This is a genomic window from Nocardia abscessus, from assembly GCF_015477775.1.
GTDB lineage: Bacteria > Actinomycetota > Actinomycetes > Mycobacteriales > Mycobacteriaceae > Nocardia > Nocardia abscessus_A.
This window is the reverse complement of the sequence record NZ_JADLQO010000020.1, coordinates 66,212-86,502: the sequence shown is the minus strand read 5'-3', so window position 1 is coordinate 86,502 and position 20,291 is coordinate 66,212. Positions and strand designations below refer to the sequence as shown.

The 20,291-nt window shown below is 70.5% G+C and carries 3 protein-coding genes (1 of these 3 cut by a window edge); all 3 read left to right on the top strand.

Annotated features, from left to right (window positions below):
• Tightly spaced (each overlapping or abutting the next), the 3 genes in view from IU450_RS34870 to IU450_RS34860 form a layout consistent with a single transcriptional unit that may run on beyond the window.
• On the top strand, positions 1 to 5,812 hold the final stretch of the coding sequence (locus IU450_RS34870) for a type I polyketide synthase (RefSeq protein WP_195153974.1). 16,022 nt of this gene lie to the left of the window's left edge; 5,812 of the gene's 21,834 nt are visible here — the last part of the coding sequence; the start codon falls outside the window, past its left edge; its stop codon occupies positions 5,810 to 5,812.
• Entirely contained in the window at positions 5,809 to 18,492 is a 12,684-nt protein-coding gene (locus tag IU450_RS34865; protein WP_195153973.1) for a thioester reductase domain-containing protein, read from the top strand. Before IU450_RS34870 ends, IU450_RS34865 begins: the two co-directional genes overlap by 4 nt.
• On the top strand, positions 18,489 to 20,291 hold the full coding sequence (locus tag IU450_RS34860; RefSeq protein ID WP_195153972.1) for a thioesterase domain-containing protein: 1,803 nt from the start codon (positions 18,489 to 18,491) through the stop codon (positions 20,289 to 20,291). Before IU450_RS34865 ends, IU450_RS34860 begins: the two co-directional genes overlap by 4 nt.

Sequence of the window (20,291 nt, the reverse complement as noted above, 5' to 3'; positions counted from 1 at the left end):
ACCGCGCGCGGTTGTCGGCCTGCTGGTGCGGTTGGCGTCGTCTGGGGAGCAGACCGGAATCCACGGCAATTCATCCGAGCGGACGGCGGCGCGGATGTCCGCTCCCACAGTGGACACCGCCGTGGCATCGGCGATCGCTTCGGCCCCGCCGAACGCAGCCGCCACCCGAGAACAGGCGTCGGACAGCGGGATCACCGCAGTCGGGAATGAACCTGGCACCTACAGTGCGTCGACCAGGCGCCCGGTCGATGACGGAGAGATTGCACACGAGCCGGTGGACCGACGAGCAGCCGCCGACTCGTTCGCGTCATCTGCGACACCGACCGTGCCCCACGCGGTGCCCGGCTCGAATTCCGGCTATCACGCCGACGCGATGGGGGATATCGCGATCGTGGGTGTCAGCGGGCGCTACCCGGGCGCGGACGGGCTGGACGAATATTGGCGGGTGCTGGTCGAGGGACGCGACTGCGTCACCGAAATCCCGCTGGACCGCTGGGACCACACGCGCTATTTCGTCCCGGACCGGCACAACCCGTTCACCTCCTACACCAAATGGGGCGGGTTCCTCGACGACGTCGACTGTTTCGATCCGCTGTTCTTCGCCATCTCTCCGCGCGAGGCGGAGATCCTGGACCCGCAGGAACGACTGTTCCTGCAAACCGCCTGGGCCGCGTTGGAAGACGCCGGACACTCCCGCGCCGACCTGGCCCGGGGCGGCTTGCGGCCGGAGCAGGCCGGAGTGTTCGTCGGCGTCATGTGGGGCACCTACCAGATGTTCGGGGCCGAGGAGTCGCGGCTCGGACGCGGCACGCTGCCCGGCTCGACGTTCTGGAGCATCCCGAACCGTGTGTCGCACGCCTTGGATTTCCAAGGTCCGAGTATGGCGGTGGACACGGCGTGTTCGTCCTCGCTCACCGCCTTGCACCTGGCCTGCCAGAGCATCCGCACCGGCGAATGCCAGCTGGCGGTGGTCGGTGGGGTCAATTTGTCGCTGCATCCCTACAAGTTCGTCGCGCTCAGCCAGGGCCAGTTCGCCTCCACCGACGGCCGCTGCCGTTCCTTCGGGGTGGGCGGCGACGGATACGTGGCCAGTGAGGGTGTCGGGGCGATGGTGCTGCGGCCGCTGGCCGACGCCGAAGCCGACGGCGACACCATCTACGGCGTCATCAAGGGCACCGCGATCAATCACGGCGGCCGCGTCAACGGGTTCACGGTGCCCAACCCCGACGTGCAGGCGGCGGTGATCCGCTCGGCGCTGCGCGTCGGCGGGGTCGACCCGGCATCGGTGTCCTACATCGAGGCGCACGGCACCGGCACCGCGCTGGGTGACCCGATCGAAATCGCCGGTTTGGCCAAGGTTTTCGGTGGTTCCGGTGTGACCGAGCTGCCGATCGGCTCGGTGAAGTCCAACGTCGGCCACCTCGAAGCGGCTGCCGGTGTGGCGGCGCTGACGAAAGTGCTTCTGCAACTGCGCCACCGGACCATCGTGCCGTCGCTGCACGCCACACCGCCGAATCCGAATATCGACTTCGCGGCGACCCCGTTCCGGATCCCGAGCAGGCCGCTGCCGTGGCCCGGTGGAGATCCGGCGCGGCCGCGCCGTGCGACGGTGAGTTCGTTCGGAGCGGGCGGGGCCAACGCCAACGTGGTGATCGAAGAGTACGTGGACCGCCGACCGGAGACGCGGTTCAGCGGCGGGCAGGTGGTGCCGGTTTCGGCTCGCGACCGGGAGAGACTCGCGGATTACATTGCCGCGCTGGACCGTTTCCTCGCCGGGCAGCAGCCGAACCTCGGCGATCTCGCCTACACCATGCAGGTGGGTCGGCAGGCGGGCAGTGCGCGCGCCGCGTTCGTCGCGCGGGACATCGACCAACTGCGCACCGCCGTGCGCGCCTGGATCGATGACGCGCCCGGCGCCAGGTCGTGCCGGGATGCGGCCGAGGATTCCCGGATCGCGCGCTGGCTCGACGGCGGCGACATCGATTGGACCACCGTCCGCGATCCCGGACCCCGCCGCCGTATCCCCGCGCCGACCTACCCGTTCGCCCGGGAGCGGTACTGGATTCCGGACGTCGTGCCCGAGCCGGTGCCGTCCACACCGGACCGGCGGTCGGTGTCCGCACCGGAGAGCACGCCGCTGGCACCACCCCACCGAGTGCCGGAATCGGGCCCCGTGTCACAACACACACCGAACCGGCAGTCGGTGTCGGCACAGGAGAACATGCTCGTGGCGCCACCCGCCTCGACGCACCCGGCCGTGCCGGGGCCGGTGTCACAACCGGCACCCGGGCCGCAGTATGTGTCGACGCCGCAGTACATGCCGCGAGCCGGCTCGGGCCAGCCGCCCGCACCGGACTTCACGCCGTCCCCCCAACCCGTATCGAGGCAGTGGTCTGGCCAGGCGCCCGAAGCAGCACTGCCCGAGTCCCCGTCGAGTCGGCAGCCCGCGCAGAAGGACACGCCACTGCCACAGGCTGCGACAGCCCAATGGCCAGCACCATCGCCGCAACTCGCACCAGCCGAACGCCGGGTGCTGGTTCCGGTGTGGCGGGAAGCTTCGCTGCCCGGTGGTGACTCACGATTCCCGCGCGCGGTGGTTATCTATGACGCGCGGACCCCGCGCGACTTGGTCGAGGCGCTCGCCGCGGCCGGTGATCCAGGCCGTTTGGTGCGGCTGTCGGACGTGCCGGGCGACCTGAACCGCGACGACTTCGACGCGGGAGCCGCTCTCGGTCGAGCACTTGTGGCGCGCTATCCCGACACCGACTGCTTGCTCGACGTGTGCGATCTCGTCCCCGCGGCGGTGGTCCGGTCTACCGGCGACCTCGGCCGGATGGGCCTGTACCAGGGTGTGCTCGAGGCACGTACCGGTTCGCTCGCATTGGTGCACGTCGCCGCCGGCCATCCCGGCGCGGGCGGTCCGGAATCCGCGCCGCTGGGCGGACTGGCCGCCGCGCTGGCCGAGGAAATCCGTGACGTGCGCACCCGCAGTGTGCACTTCGTCGCCGAGCACGACAGGGTGTGCGCCGATCCCGCTCGATTGCTGGCGATCCTGGGCGCGGAATGCACCGCCATCGAGGACAGCGCGCCGCGGGTGCGGTATCGCGACGGGGTACGCGAAGCCGTCGAACTGGCGGACGCGACGCCACGCGATGGTCTCGTCGTCGATCCCGCCCGCACCTACGTGGTGACCGGCGGCACGCGCGGACTCGGTGCGGAGTTCGCGGCGGCGCTGGTCGCGCGCGGGGCTCGACGGTTGGCCATCCTCGGCCGAGAGCCGCTCCCACCGGAATCGGAATGGGATCGCGCGGCGGCCGAGGCCGGGCCCATGAGGGACAAGCTGCGACGGCTGGTCGAACTGCGGGATCGTGGTGTCGCGGTGCGGACCTACTTCGGCAGCCTCACTGACGAGACGGGTTTGTCCGGCTTCTTCGACACGGTCCGGCGCGAGTTGGGACCGATCGGTGGTGTGCTGCACTGCGCGGGCAGCGTGTCGACCGAGAGTCCGGCGTTCGTGCGCAAGACCGGGCCGGCCATCGCGACGGTGCTCGAACCCAAGCTGGCGGGCACCGCGGTCCTGGCCGACGTACTGGCCGCCGATCGCCCGGATTTCTTCGTGTTGTTCTCGTCGGTGTCGGCCGTGCTGCCCGGCTTGGCGGTGGGTCTGTCGGACTACGCGATGGCCAACGCGCACCTGGACCGCTTCGCCGAAGCCCAGCACGCCGCCGGGCGGCCTTGGTTCCGATCGGTGAACTGGCCGTCGTTCCGCGACACCGGGTTCGGTGAGGTGACCAGCACGGCCTATCGAGCCACCGGCCTTCCGGCGCTGACCGCCGCGGAGGGGTTCGAGCTGCTCGACGCCGCCCTTGGACTGCCCGGCGCTCCGGTCGTCTTGCCGTACTACGGTGCTGCGCTGCGGCTTTCGACTCACATCAGCAGGTCGCCACTGCCGTCGCCGTTGGCACCGGCAGCCGCGCCCACAGCGACGAGCGCGCCCACAGCGACGAACGGGTCCGCGGCGTATGACGAACTGCTGCGGATCTTCTCCGACGAGTTGAAGCTGGCCCCCGCCCGCTTCGAGGGCGACAAACGGTTCGAGGAGTACGGCGCGGATTCGGTGCTGATCGCCTCGGCGGTGCGCCGGATCGAGCAGGTCGTCGGGCAGCCCTTCGACCCGGCGCTGGTGCTGGAATTCCCGACACTGGACGCGCTGGCGGGCCTGTTGACCGAGCAGTTCCCCGAACGCTTCGCATCCGAACCGGCACCGAATCCGCCGCGTACGCCCGACGATCCGCCGAGCACAGGCGAAACCGGAAGGTCACGTCCGACCACGGCCGCCTGGGCCGCCGACGCCCGCCGCGGCCGGGCAGCCGAGCCCATCGCAGTGATCGGCGTCGGCTGCCGTCTGCCGGGCGGCGACACACCGGAGGCGTTCTGGCGCCTGCTCGCCGCGGGCGAATCCGGCGTCCGCGAGGTGGACCCGGCTCGCTGGGAGCCGGCCCGGTTCTACCGCCCGAGCGGCGGCCCGGGTCTGACCAACAGCAAGTGGGGCGGATTCGTCGACGGCGTGGATCTGTTCGATCCGGAGTATTTCGGGGTCACCGACGAACTCGCCTGGCAGATGGACCCGCTGCAGCGGCTGCTGCTCGAAACGTCGGTGCTGGCCACCACCGACGCCGGATACCGGCGTGACGAACTGGCGGGCAAGCGGATCGGCGTCTACGCAGGCAGCCGGGCGGCGAACTACTTCAACCGGATTCCGGTCGCCGACCGGCACACCATCATCGGCATCGGGCAGAACTTCATCGCCGCGCGCATCTCCGACTATTTCGACTGGCACGCGGGCAATGTCGTGCTCGACAGCGCGTGCTCGTCGTCGCTGCTGTCGGTGCATCTGGCCTGCCAGGCGCTGCGAGCGGGCGAGGTCGACGCCGCGCTGGCCGGTGGTGTGGAGGTGCTGCTCGACGAGATGCTGTTCGTCACCCTCTCGGCGGCGGGTGTGCTCTCGCCGCACGGCCGGTGCGCGACGTTCTCCGAGGACGCCGACGGTTTCGTGCCGGGTGAGGGCGCGGCGCTGCTGATGCTCAAACGGCTCGACGACGCGCTCGCCGACGGCGATCGGGTCTACGCGGTGCTGCGCGGCTCGGCGATCGGCAACGACGGGCACACCATGGGCATCACCACACCCAATATGCGGGCGCAGATCGAAGTGGTCACCGCGGCGCTCGACATGGCGGGCATGTCACCGGACGCGCTGTCGTATATCGAGGCGCACGGCACCGGCACCATGATCGGCGACCCCATCGAACTGAAGGGGTTGGCGACCGTGCTCGGCGACCGCTCGCGCGGCCCGGAGCCGTGCGCGGTCGGCAGCGTGAAAACCAATATCGGGCATCTGCTTTCCGCGGCGGGCATCGCCGGGGCCGTCAAGACGATCCTGGCCGTGCACCACGCGGCACTGCCGCCGTCGCTGCACTGCGACAACCTCAATCCGCGCTTCAAGTTCACCGGGTCGCCGCTGCAGGTCAACCGGGAACTGCGCCCGTGGCGGCCCGCCGACGGCAGGCCGCGCGCGGCGGGCGTCAGCTCGTTCGGCTTCGGTGGCACCAACGCCCACCTCGTCGTCGAGCAGGCGCCCGACGGGCACCGGCCGACTCGCCGACCCCTTGATCCACCCGTCTTCCGCAAGAGGAGCTTCATGCTGCCGAAAACGGTTCCCAGCACATCGACGGAGCCCGCGCCGCGAATCGTGGTCCCGATGCCGCAGAACGCGCCCGCCCCGTCGTTCCTCCGGGTGGAGCCGCTGCGATGAGCGGGATCGAACTGGACAGCTTCGCCACCACCGTGCGGGCCGAGGATCCGGTGGTGCGCGATCACCGGGTGCACGGTGTCCGGATCCTGCCCGGCGTGGTGTATCTCGACATGATCCTGCGGGCGGCGATGGCGGCCGGTTACCGGCCCGGCGATCTGACGATCCGGGAGGCGCTGTTCCAGCGTCCGGTCGCACTCGGTGACGACGGCGCGGTGCGCATCGCGTTCCGGGTCGATCGATCGACGGGACGAGTCGCCATCGACGTCCAGCGCTTGGACGCCGCGGGCACACCGGACGGTCCGATCGAGCCGGTCGCGGAATGTGTTGTGGTGCGGTCGGATTCGGCTGGCGAGCCGCCGGGAATCGATGTGACTTCGTTCCCGGCGTCGTCGCAGGCGCGCGGGATGGCCGAGATGTACGCCCAGAGCGGTGGCCGGGGCATCGAGCACCGCGACTTCATGCGCGCCACCGGCCATTTCTCCCGCCGCGACGACGTGGTCACCGCGACGATGGGGCTCGGCTCCGAAGCCGCGGCGCACCTGCCCGGATTCCTGCTGCATCCCACGTTCCTGGACGCCTCGACGATCGTGCCGTTCGTCGACCCGCACCGGCTCGGCGTGGACGACGACAGCGCGTTCATCCCGATCTATTTCGGTGACGTGCGCGCCTGGCGAGCCACCCCCGAGCAGGTGTACGTGCGAGCCACGGTCCACGGCGGCCACGGCGCGGACCTGCTCGAAGCCGACGTGGCGCTCTACGACCCCGACGGATCACCGGTCGCGCGGTATCGGCTGACGTCCAAGCGCGTGCGCGGCAGCGCGGACATTCAACGATTGCTGGCCCAGCCCGGCTCGGATGCTCCCCGGCAGCCTGCGCAGCGGCCTGCCACCGACCCTATTTCGGCTCCGGCCAACGACCCGCGTGCCGTGATCAGCGCCGACCTCGCGGCTCTCGTCGCCGCCGAGCTCGGCGCTGATCCCGCCGGTATCGCGACAGACGTGGGGTTCTACGAGCTCGGCCTGGATTCCGGTCGCCTGCTGCGGCTGACCGCCGAACTGGAGGCACGGGTAGGTGAGCCGCTCTACCCGACGCTGTTGTTCGAGTACCAGACCATCGAAGCGCTCGCCGGACACCTCGCCGACACAGCAGGCGCGAACTACCGTCCGGCAGGCACTACGGGCGTGGAGCCTGCCCGCCCGGATCTCGAATCCACTGCGGAGCCGACGGTGCTCGACGCGGGCGAGCACACAGCCGCGTCCACCAGGGATGCAGGCACAGACCGGAGAACAACCGACCCGGTCGCGCCGGAACCTGTCGTCGCCACGGAAGACGACCTGGTCACCTTCGGGTTCGACTGGGAAACCGACACCACCACGCACCCGCAGCGCGAACCGACCGCGCTGCTCGTCTTCGACACCGCCGACCACCCCTACCCGCACAGCTCCACCACCACGGTCGTCCACGTGCGGCCCGGTAGTGAATTCGACTCCAGCGCAGACACTTTTGCCATCCATCCAGCGGACGCACAGCACATGGACCTGCTGGTCGCACAGCTGACGGCCCGGCGGCTGCGCTTCGACGCGGCGGTGTATCTGTGGCCGGAAGCCGTGACGGACGACGACCCGCAAGCGCTGATCGAGCGGGTGTACCTGCCGCTGCGCGATCTGGTGCGTGCGACCGCCGGGACGTCCGAGCCGCCGGTGCGCCGCGTGCTCGCCCTTACGCCCGCGACCCCCTCGGGGGAATCGAGTGGCGCTCTGCTGGGCGGTTTCGCGCGCACGCTACGGCTCGAGCAGCCACTACCGCTGCTGAAGGCCGTCCAGCGCGACCCCGCCACGATGATGAGCGACATCGTGGCCACCGAACTGGGCATCGACGAACGCGATCCCGACACCGAGGTCCGCTACCGCGCCGGACGACGCGAGGTCCGCAGGCCGCGTGTGCTCACGGAATCCGTGGCCGGTTCCGGCGACCCGGTGCTGCGCCCAGGCGCGGTGGTCGTCGTCACCGGCGGATTCGGCGGTATCGCCCGGCATCTGGCGCGCCGCCTCGCCACCGAGTACGGGGCCCGGCTGGTCCTGGTGTCGCGCCGCCCGCTCGACGCGGCGGCCGCCGGTCTGCTCGCCGAGCTCAACGACCTCGGCGCGGAAGCTGTGCACGTGCGCGCCGACGTGTCGGTCGCCGCGGACGCCGAACGCGTCGCCGCGATCGCTCACGCCACCTTCGGGCCGGTCGACGTGCTCTACCACGGTGCGGGACAGTTGCGCGACGGACTGTTGTCGGGGTCCGGCCGCGAGGACGCGAGATCCGTTCTGGCACCGAAGGTCTACGGCATCGGGCACCTGATCCGAGTATTGCCGGAGGTCCGCTTGACCGTGTTGTTCTCGTCGGTCTCCGCGGTGCTCGGCAACCCTGGGCAAGCGGACTACGCGGCGGCCAACCGCTATCTGGACGTCTTCGCCGAACAGCGCGACCGCGCCGGACACCGGACGATCAGCGTCAACTGGCCGCTGTGGGCCGAGGGCGGGATGCTTCCGCCCGCCGAGCAGATCACCGCGCTGCGGCGGGCCGGTGCCGGACTGCTGCCCACCGCGACCGGACTCGACCTGCTGTTGTCCTGCGCGACGCTGACTCGTGCACAACTCGCCGCGGTCTGGGGCGAGCCGGAAACCCTGCGGGCACGACTACAACCAGCGGTCGCACCGGTCAGCGCGCCGGTGCCTGCCCCCGGAACAGGGAACGAGCCCCATGCGGCGGTCGGCGGCGAGGAGCCGATCGCGATCGTCGGAATCAGCGGCCGCTACCCGGACGCCGAGGACATCGAGGAGTTCTGGCGCAACCTGCGGGACGGACACGACGCGGTCGGCCCGGTTCCCGCCGAACGCTGGTGGCTGACCGCCGTCCAGGGCAGCCCCGACGCACCCCCGATGGTCGGCGGATTCCTGCGCGACGTGGCCGGTTTCGACCCGCAGTTCTTCCGGATTCCGCCGGTCCAGGCGCCGTTGCTGGATCCGCAGGAGCGGTTGTTCCTGCAACAGGCGTACGCGGCGCTGGAACACGCCGGCTACCACCACAGCGACCCGGCCGTGCGGGATCGCCGCGTCGGCGTGTTCGTCGGCGCGACTTGGAGCGACTACCGCCTGCTCGGCGTCGCGGCCACTCGCGACGGCGATCCGGTCGCGGTGGCCTCGATTCCGTCGTCCATCGCCAACCGCACCTCCTACACACTCGGTCTGCGCGGGCCGAGTCTCACCGTGGACACCGCGTGCTCGGCGTCGCTGACCGCGCTGCATCTGGCGCGGCGCAGCCTGCTCGACGGCGAATGCGACGCCGCGATCGTGGGCGGGGTGAACCTGCTGCTGCACGAGGACAAATTCCTGCTGTTGCACAGCCTGGGCATGATGTCCGATAGCGGCCGGTGCCGGCCGTTCGCCGCCGCCGCCGACGGCTACGTGCCCGGCGAAGGCGTCGGCGCGCTGTACCTGAAGCCGCTGTCGGCCGCCCGCGCCGACGGCGACACCATCCACGGCCTGATCCTGGGCAGCGCGGTCAACCACGGCGGGCAGACCTCCGGCTACAGCGTGCCCCATCCCGGCGCGCAAGCCGAGGTGATCAGCGCGGCCCTGCGCGCGGCGGGGGTCGATCCCGGCACGATCGACTACCTCGAAGCGCACGGCACCGGCACCCCGCTCGGCGATCCGATCGAAATAGCCGGTCTGGCCGCGGCTTTCGGCCGGTCCACCGGTACGGGCCGGTCCCGCGCACTCGGGTCGACGAAGTCGAACATCGGTCACCTGGAAGCAGCGGCAGGCGTCGCGGGCCTGACTCGGGTGCTGCTGCAGATGCGACACGGCCGGATCGCGCCGACGTTGCACGCGGCACAGGTCAATCCGGCCATCGCGTTCAACTCGGTACCGTTCCACCTGCCACGGGAACTGGAGCAGTGGCCGCGCCGCACCGTCGACGGCGTCGCGGTGGCGCGGCACGCGGGCATCAGCGCGTTCGGCGCGGGCGGCGCCAACGCTCATGTCGTGCTCGCCGAATTCGTCGACGACCGGGCCCGCCCTGCCGCGACGGGTGGGCCGGGGATCTTCGTGCTCTCGGCGCGCACACCGGAGCGGCTGCACCGCTACGCCGAAATCATGGCGCGGCATTTCCGCGCGCTCGATCCCGCGGATTTCACCGACGCCGTGCGCACCTTGCAGGTGGGCAGGCCCGCGCTGGCGCACCGGCTGGCGGTGGTCGCGTCCACGCCGGTCGAGGTGGCCGAAGCACTCGATCAGTTCCGCACCGACCAGCTCGGCCCCGTGGTCACCGGCGCCGTCGACGCGCAGGCCCGACCACCGCTGTTCGCTCCGGCGCACAGCGAAGAGGAAATCGCCCGCCAGTGGGTCGCGGGCGCCGAAGTCGATTGGCGCGCACGCGGCGGTCCGCGGCGTCGCGTCCCGTTGCCCGGGTATCCCTTCGAGCGCACCGGCTACTGGATCATCGCACCGCCGCGCGCGGGATTCGACGCCGCGGTGGAGCGTTTCGAGGCGTCCGTCCAGCCCACCGGCGTCGTGGAGCCCGGCAAGGCCGAACTCGGTCGCTACGCGGCGATGCTGCTGTTCGCCACCCTGGCCGGAATGGGACTCACCGCGGGGGAGTGGACCGCGGAGTCGCTGGACACGCGCCTGGGTGTGCGGCCGGAATTCGACCGGCTGCGCACCAGCTGTCTGGACATCCTGCGGCGCCACGGGCTGGTGCGGTGGCAGGACGACCGGATCGTGGTCCCCGGCCCGCCCCCCGGCACGAGCGGGATGCGCGCCGACCTGCTCGCCCGCTTCCCGGAGACCGCTCCGTACGTGGCGTTGCTGGACGCCTGCCTGGCCGCGTATCCGCGCGTGCTGCGCGGGGAGCTGTCCGCGACGGAGGTGCTGTTCCCAGGCGGCGACCTCGGATTGGTGGGCGCGATCTATCACGGCAACGCCGCCTACGACTTCACCAACGGGCTGCTCGCCGCACTGGTGTCGGCACTCGCCCAGCGGCACAGCGACACGCGACCGCTGCGGATCGTCGAAGTCGGCGCGGGGACCGGCGGTTCCACGCACGCCGTACTCGAGGCGCTCGCCGCGAGCGGGATCGCGTTCGACTATCACTACACCGACGTCTCGCCCAGTTTCCTCGCGCACGGACGGCGCACCTTCGGCACGCGCGAGAACCTGCGTTTCGCGGTGCTGGACATCGAGACCGACCCGGTCGCGCAGGGATTCCCCGCGAATGAGGCCGACCTGGTGCTCTGCGCCAACGTTCTGCACGCGACGCGCTCGATCGACCTGACTCTGCGCAACGTCCGGCGGCTACTGGCGCCCGGTGGTGTGCTCGCGTTCACCGAGGCGACCACCGACCTCGAGGTCCTCGCGCTGACGTTCGGGCTGTTGGAGGGCTGGCACGCCTACCGCGATCCCGAGGCGCGTATCCCGCACTCCCCGTTGCTGTCCGAACCACAATGGCAGGCGGCGATGACCGCGGCGGGATTCTCCGGAGTCCGTTCGTGGGGTCCCGGTCTGTCCGCGGACGGGGAGCCGAGTTTCCGGCTGCTCGCGGCGGTCAGCGCCACCGCGCCCGCCGCTACGCAGCTCCGGCCTACGGTGGCCGCGGAGCCACCCGCCGATACACAGCGCACGGTGGCCACGGAGCCAGCCGCCATCGCGCAGCTGCACCCTGTGGTGGCCGCAGAGCGCGCCGCCGATACACAACCCCATCCTGCGGTGCCCGCTGAACCAGCCGCCGGCACCCAGTCCGGACGCGCAGTCGCCGCCGAACGCCTCGCCGCGGTGAGCGCACCCGCGCAGCCCGGCAGTGCCCCGGCGCTGGAGGCCGAGCTAGTCGCCATCGTCGCCGACGGACTCGGCGTGGCGCGCAGCGAAGTGCGCGCGGAATTGCCGCTGTCGGAGTACGGGGTCGATTCCATTCTCGCGGTGAAGATCATCGACCGGGTCAACGCTCGCTACGGCTTGGCGCTGCGCCCCACGGTGGTGTTCGACCATCCGTCGGTGCGGCTGCTCAGCGCTCGCATGGCCGAAGACGGCGCCGTGGCGACAAGCGCGGCGTCGGCACGAGTACCCGCTCGAACATCTCCCGTCCCGGGCGCGTCGACGCCCGGCACCCGAACCGTCGCTGCGCAGGCCGCGCGGCCCAGCGAGAGGCCGACATCAATGGACATCGCCATCATCGGCATGTCCGGGCAGTTCCCGGGCGCGGCGAATCTCGACCAGTTCTGGAGCAATCTCGCCGCCGGGCGCGACACCGTGACCGAGGTACCCGTGTCACGCTGGCCGATCGCCGAGCACTTCCGGCAGGGACCGGCGACACCAGGAAAGACCTACTCCAAGTGGGGCGGATTCCTCGACGGCGTAGCGGATTTCGATCCGGCGTTCTTCGACCTGGTGCCCGCCGAAGCCGACTACATGGACCCGCAGCAGCGGTTGTTCCTCGAACACAGCTGGCTCGCGTTGGAAGACGCCGCTATCGATCCGAAGTCGTTGCGGCGCAGCCGATGTGGGGTGTTCGCCGGGTCTCCGGGATCGGATTACGCCAACCTCCTGCGCAGTCGCGGAACGGCCGGTTCCCACCACATGTTCACCGGCAACAGCCCGGCCATCCTGCCCGCTCGGGTGGCCTATCACCTGGATCTCACCGGCCCATGTCTCGGGCTGGACACCGCCTGCTCCTCGGCGCTGGTCGCGCTGCACCAAGCCTGCCGCAGCCTCGCCTCGGGCGAGTCGGAACTCGCGCTGGCGGGCGGGGTCGCGGTGTTCGTGACGCCCGAATACCACCTGCTCGCCTCCTCGATGGGCATGCTGTCGGCGCGGGGCCGGTGCGCGAGCTTCGCCGACGACGCCGACGGTTTCGTGATCGCCGAGGGCGTGGGCGTGGTGGTGCTCAAACCGCTGGCCGCCGCGCAACGCGACGGCGACCCCATCCACGGTGTGATCCGCGGGATCGGGATCAACCACGACGGCCGCACCAACGGCATCACCGCACCGAGCGTCCGGGCACAGACCGAACTGGAACTGGCGGTGTATCGCGACGGCGGGATCGATCCGTCCACCATCGGCTACGTCGAAACCCACGGCACCGGAACACGTTTGGGCGATCCGATCGAGATCGAGGCGCTCACCGCCGCCTTCCGGCACTACACCGGCGCGATCCGCACCGTCCCGGTGGGGTCGGTGAAATCGAACATCGGGCACGCCTCGCACGCCGCGGGCATGGCGAGCCTGTTCAAGGTCCTGCTGGCCATGCGCGCCGGACAGCTGCCGCCCTCGCTGCATGTGGCGGCCGTGAACCCACTGCTCGGGTTGGACGAGTCGCCGTTCTTCGTCAACACCGAACTGCGCCCGTGGACCGGTTCCCCGCACCGGGCCGCGATCAGCTCGTTCGGGTTCAGCGGCACGAACGCGCACCTGGTGGTCGACAGCGCGCCTGAGCCGAGTACGGCCCGGCGCGAGGTACCCGGCGGCCCGCAGCTCGTCGTGCTCTCGGCCCGCACCGCTACGAGCCTGAACCGGATGGCACGGTCGCTGCGCAGACATCTCACGGCGCATCCCGAGCTGGTGCCCGCGGACATCGCGCGCACGCTGGCGATGGGGCGCGGCGGATTCGAGCATCGCCTCGCCGTCGTCGGAGATTCGGTGGACGCGATCGCGGCGCGGCTGGCCGCTTTCGCCGAAGGTGATCGTCCGTCCGGTGTCTTCACCGGAACGATCGACACCGCGACCACGGACCGGGCCGGAGCGATCGCGCTGGACGACCCGGTAGCGGCGGCGCGGCAGTGGGTCGCGGGTGGGCACGTCGAATACGCGGGCTGGAGCGACCCGGGCGCGCGCCGTATTCACCTGCCCGGCTATGAGTTCGACCGTGAAAGGTGCTGGGCACCGGACGTGAGTGATGCTCCTTCGTCCACGCACGCAGTTGACGCCGGGCGCTTGCAAGATATCTCCGAACCGGCGCGAGTCGCCGACTCTCAGGGCGTGGCGGCCTCTCGGGATGTCGCGGCCTCTCGAGGCGTCGCCGACTTCCAGGGCGTCGCGGCCTCTCGGGGCGTCGCCGAACCTTGGGGCGCCGCTGATCCGCAAAGAGCCGCTGAGCCGCAAAGAGTCACCGCCACGCTACGCGCTGCGGCGCCATCGACCGACGAGGTACCGCAAGCGCTGCGCGCGGCCGGCACCGTCGACGTAGCGGCACCCGTTGTGCCTGAGTTGGGGCCAGTCGACGGCGCTTCGGCGCGACGACGGGCGGCCGAAGACGCGGCGGTACCCGCGGCCCGGACGGCGGCTGCGGCCGAAGGTGACAACAGGCTCCGCGACGCTGCCGACCACGAGGCTCGCGGGCCCGTGACGCCTGACGCCGGGCCCGTATCGCCGGGATCCGCACCGTGGCGCCAGGCCGCCGAGAGCTACCTCAAAGGTCTGCTCGCCGAGTACTGCCGACTCGACCCGCAACGGATCCGCACCCGTATCCCGCTGCAGGACTACGGCATCGACTCGGTGCTGATCAGCAAGATGAACGACCGGCTGGAAACCGATTTCGGCACGCTCCCGAGCACGCTGTTCTTCGAATACCAGACCGTCCGCGACATCGCGGGCTATCTCGCCGACGAGCACGCGCCGCGCTTGGCCGTGCTCACCGCCGACGCGACGCTCACGACCACGCCGCCCAGCGACGCCACCGACGCGACACCCGCCGCGATCGCACCCAGCAATGTCGCCGATACGGCGCCCGCGGCCACGCCGCCCAGCAACGCCGACGCGATCGCGCTCAGCACCGTCGCCGACACGACGCCCGCAGCGACATCGCCCAGCAACGCCGCCGACGCGACACCCGCCGCGATCGCACCCAGCAGTGTTACCGAAACGACGCCCGCGGCCACGTCACCCACCAACGCCGCGACCGGCCACCCCTCCGAGGCGGCGCACACGGGCGCCCTCGATCACGCCGGGCGCGAGTCCACCCCCGGCAACGCGGACGATTCCGAGGACATCGCGGTCATCGGCATGGCGGGCAAGTTCCCGATGGCGGGTGATGTCGAGGAATTCTGGGCCAACCTGGTCGCGGGCCGCGACTGCATCGTGGAGGTCCCGCCGCAACGCTGGGATCACCGCGAATACCTTTCCGAGGACCCCGACGAACCGGGCACCACCTACGCGCGCTGGGGTGGGTTCCTCGATGACGTGGACAAATTCGACGCCCGCTTCTTCGGCATCACCCCCAAGGACGCCGAGGAGATGGATCCGCAGCAACGACTGTTCCTGGAAACGTCCTGGGCGGCATTGGAAGACGCGGGCTACTCGCCGGATCGGGTGCGTCGCAGCGCCGCGGCGCGTGGTCTGCCCGATGCCGGTGTCTTCGCCGGGGTGGGTTACGCCGAGTACCAGGCGTTCGTCGGCGTGCCGATCTCGGGATATTTCGCGGTGGCGAACCGGGTTTCGTACCACTTCGGCTTCAACGGCCCCAGTCTCGCGGTGGACACGGCGTGCTCGGCGTCGCTGACCGCGCTGCATCTGGCCTGTGAGAGCCTGCGCCGCGGCGAGTCGGCCTACGCGCTGGCGGGCGGGGTGAACGTGTCGATCCACCCGGGCAAGTACCTGCTGCTCGGTTACGGCCGCTGGGCCTCCACCGACGGCCGCTGCCGGTCGTTCGGCGCGGGCGGCGACGGCTACGTGCCGGGTGAAGGGGTGGTGACCCTGGTGCTCAAACCGCTGCGGCATGCGCGCGCCGACGGTGACCGCGTCTACGGCGTGATCCGGGGCAGCACCACCAACCACGGCGGGCGCACCAACGGATTCACCGTCCCCAACCCCGTCGCCCAGACCGACCTCATCGGCCGAGCGCTGAGCGCGGCCCGCGTGGACGCGGGTGACATCGGCTACGTGGAAGCCCACGGCACCGGAACCGCACTGGGCGATCCCATCGAGATCGCGGCGCTGACCAAGGCCTACCGCCGTTCGACGTCCGAGCGCGGCTACTGCGGCATCGGCTCGGCGAAATCCAGTGTCGGGCACCTGGAAGCGGCCGCGGGCGCCGCGGGGGTGGTGAAGGCGCTGCTGCAACTGCGCCACGACACCATCGCGCCGAACTTGCACAGCGATCCGCCGAATCCGGGCATCGATTTCGCGGCGTCCCCGTTCCGCGTCATCGATCGGCCCACGGCCTGGCCGCGACCCGACGACGGCAAGCCCCGCGTCACCGCCGTCAGCTCGTTCGGTGCGGGCGGCTCGAACGCCCACGTGATCCTCACCGACGCCGAGCCCACCGTGCCGACCGCCGAAGACGGGCAACCACGAATCGTGGTGCTGTCGGCGCGCGATGGCGACCGGCTCGCGGAACTGGCCGCTCGCACAGCGGACCGGCTGCGCGAACACCCGCTGCCACTGCCCGATGTGGCGTGGACGCTGGCGATCGGGCGGAGCACGTTCGAACATCGCCTCGCGGTGGTGGCCGCCTCCACAGCCGAACTCGTCGAATTGCTCGACAGCGCAGCCGATCCGAGTGCCCCGGCACCGGCCGAAGGGCTGCTGGTCTTCCGCGGCGTGGCCCGCACCCACCGTGAACTCGACGAGCTGCCCGGCGAGTCGGACGCCGACCGTGCCGAAGTGCGCGCGCTGCTGCGCTCGGGCAATCTGCCGCGGGTCGCCGAGTTGTGGGCCGGCGGCTGGACCGTGGACTGGGAACAGAGCTACGAGCGGCCGTTCGGCCGGATCGTGAGCGTGCCCGGCTACCCGTTCGCGCGGCGCAGGTACTGGATCGTTCCCGAGGACTACCGCAGACGCAGCCGTCCGGCTCCCCAGCTGGTCGCGAAGACAGTGGTCGCGCGGGAACTAGAGCCACCTCGGGCAGAGCAGCGCAACGGCCGTTCCACGAATGGCACAGCGCACCGAACCGAACCGGCGTCGACCGAACCGATCGAGTCGTCCACGGACCTGCTCGCACCGACCGGCGACGCCGAACCGGTAACCACCGCTCCGACCGACGCCGCCGAGCCAAGCACCACATCCCCGACCAGCGGAACCGAATCAGTCACCACCGCCCCAACCGGCGTCCCTGAAGCGGTCACCACCGAACCGACCGGCAGCACTGAACCGGTCGCGACAACCCCGACCGGCGAGGAATTCGACAGCGCGTTACGCGATCGGCTCGCCGAGCACATCCGCGACATCTTCGCCGATCTGACCAAGTCCGACCCGGCCGATCTCGATCTCGACGCGGATTTCACCGATTTCGGGTTCGACTCGGTGGCCACCGTCCGGATGCTCAACCGGCTGATGAAGCACTACGACGTCAAGATCCCGGCGGAGTCGACCGAGCTGTATCCCACCATCGCGTCGCTGTCGCACTACCTGGTGGCCGACGGCATCATCGCCGGGAGGACGCGAGACGACGCCCCCCGCGCCACTGTGGTCGACGCGACCGCGACAGTCCAGCAGGACATCCCGCCGGTGAGCATGGACGCCCCGATCCCGGTGCGGTCGGTCTTCATCACGGGCGTGACCGGTGTACTGGGCGGCAAGCTGCTGCACGATCTGCTCACACGCTCCGACGTGCGAGTGACCTGCCTGGTGCGCGGCAAGACCGTGGCCGCGGCCGAGCACCGGGTCAAGCACTTCCTCAGCACCTACGATCCGGACGGATCGCTCGACCAGGTGTTCGCCGATCGCGTGACCACGGTGCTCGGCGACGTCGCCGACGAACGACTCGGCCTGGACGAGGTGACCTGGCGGCGGATCGCCGACGAGGTGGATCTGACCATCCACGCAGCGGGCCGCACCACCTTGGTGACCTTCTACGACGCGCTGGCCCCGATCAACGTCGAAGGCACCCGCCGCGCGGTGGAATTCGCGCTGCGCTCACGCGGCAAGTACCTGATGTACGTGTCGAGCTTCAGCGCCCTGGGTGACCGGCTCAACTTCAACAACCCGCCGTTCACCGAGCGGGATCTCGAACTGGGCCAGGGCTACGACCATCTGCCCTACCAGCAGACGAAGTACGAGTCCGAGAAGCTGATCCGCGCGGCGAGCGAGCGCGGACTGCTCTGGGACATCGTGCGACCGGGCAACATCATGGGCGACAGCCGCACCGGCCGGTACCCGTTCTCCGAGGTCAGCGTCAAAGGCGCGTACTACGACATCCTCAAGACGATGATCGAGACCGGCGAGACGATGCTGACGCCGGTGCACTGGGACATCACCCCGGTCGACTACGTCAGCGCCGCGATCACGCACATCGCGCTGCACCGCGCGACCTACCGGGAGACCTACCACCTCACCAACCCCGACATCCGGCGCTATTACGACGTGGTCCGCTATGTCCAGCGCGCCGGGTACAAGGTGGATCTGGTGCCGCTGGAGGAATTTCACCGCAAGGCCACCGACCGCCAGATCCACCGGCTGGGCACCGACGAGGTCTACGACAGCCAGACCCTGGAGATGTTCAAGTACGGCATCGAACTGTTCGGCACCATCCACTACGAGGAGAGCTCCTACGCCGACTGCGCCTACACCCGGCGGGTGCTGGGCGCGGCGGGCATCGACTGCCCGCCGACCGAGGACCTGGTGCGGGTGTACCTGGCGCACTGCGCCGAAGTGGGCTACATCCCCGCGCCGCGCGCGGCCGAGTCGACCGCGGAGGCGCTGCGATGAGCGGCGAGTGCACGATCGTCTTCCCCGGGCAGGGCGCCCAGCGCACCGGGATGGGAGCGGACTTCTGCGCCGAGTTCCCCCTCGCCCGGGACACGTTCGCCGAAGCGAGCGCCGCGGTGGGCGAGGATCTGTTGCGGATCTGCGCCGAGCGGGATCCTCGGCTGCATCGCACGGAGTACACCCAGCCTTGCGTGCTGACCATGGAGATCGCCGCCTACCGGGTGCTGGCGGCCGAATTCGGTGTGCGGCCGGTCGCTTTCGGCGGGCACAGCCTCGGCGAGTACGCCGCGCTGGTCGCGGCGGGCGTTGTCGACCTCGCCGACGGGGTGCGGCTGGTGCGCACCCGAGGGGCGCTCATGCAGCGCGCCGTGCCGGAGGGTGCGGGGGCGATGGCCGCGCTGATCCTGCCGGACATCGCCGGCTCCGGGGTGAGCGATCTGGTCGCCGAGGCGGGCGCGGAGGTGGCCAACGACAATTCGACCGATCAGCTCGTCATCAGCGGTGGCAGCGACGCGATCGCGGCCGCGCGCGTCATCCTCGCCGAACGCCTGCCGGACCTGCGGTTCGTCCCGCTGCGGGTGAGCGCGCCGTTCCACTCCCGGTGGATGCGCGGCATCGAGACCGAATTCGCCGGACATCTGGCCGAGTGCGCCCCACGCATTCGCGCCGATCGCGCGGTCGCGGTGACCTCGAACTACACCGGGGAGTTCCACCGGCCCGAGACCGTCACCGAGCATCTGGTCCGCCAGATCTCGGCTCCGGTGCGCTGGACCGCGAACATGCGCGCGTTGCTGCGCTCGGGCGTACCCCGCTACGAGGTCGGTCCGTCGGCGCCGCTGTCGAAGTTCTTCGCGACGCTGGGCGCGCCGGTGACCCGCATCGCGACAGTACGTGATCTGCGTGCGCTACACGATGATGCGAGAAGCATTGCAGCCGAGACCCTTCCGGTGTCGACCGAGCCCTCCCACAGAACGACGATCACTGCGGCCGACACGATTCCGGCTTCGACGCCACCTCCAGCCGCCCCCGAACCGGTACGACCCACCGAGACGGGCGCGCTGACCATCCACCGCAAGACAGCCGGAACGCCGAGCCTGCGGTTGTTCTGCTGGCCGTTCGCCGGTGGCAAAGCCGCCGCCTACACCCCGTGGCGGCGCGAACTGCCCGACTGGGTGGAGCTGTGCGTGATCGAACTGCCCGCCCGGCAGCGGCATCTGGCGCAGACGCCGATCCGCCGCTTCACCGATCTCGTCGACGCCGCGCTGGCGCGGGTGGTGCCGCTGACCGATCTGCCGTTCGCCTTCTTCGGCCACAGCCTGGGTGCGCTGGCCGCCTACGAGGTAGCGCGCCGCCTGCCCGATCCGATCGTGCCGCGGGCGCTGTTCCTCGGTGGCGCGGTGGCTCCGCACCTGCCCAGGCCAGGGCGCTTATCGGAGCTGTCGGATCACGAATTCGTCGCCGCGGTCGGCCATTACGGCGGCATTCCGCCGGAGGTGCGCGAGACCCCGGAGGTGATGGCGCTGTTCCTGCCCGCGTTGCGCAGCGACTTCGAGATCTTCGACGACTACCGGTTCACCCCTGCCGCCGCGCCGTCGTGCCCGGCCCACCTGTTCGGCGGTCGAGACGACCGCCAAGTGGCGCCCACCCAGTTGGAGGCCTGGCGCGACGTCCTGCCGGGCCTGCGCTCCACCGAGCTGCTGCCCGGCGGTCACTTCTTTCTCGCCGAGCAGCGGGCAGCGCTGCTCGGCTCGCTCGCGGACAAGCTCGCCGCTGTCCGCCCCGACGCGGTATCCGCCTGA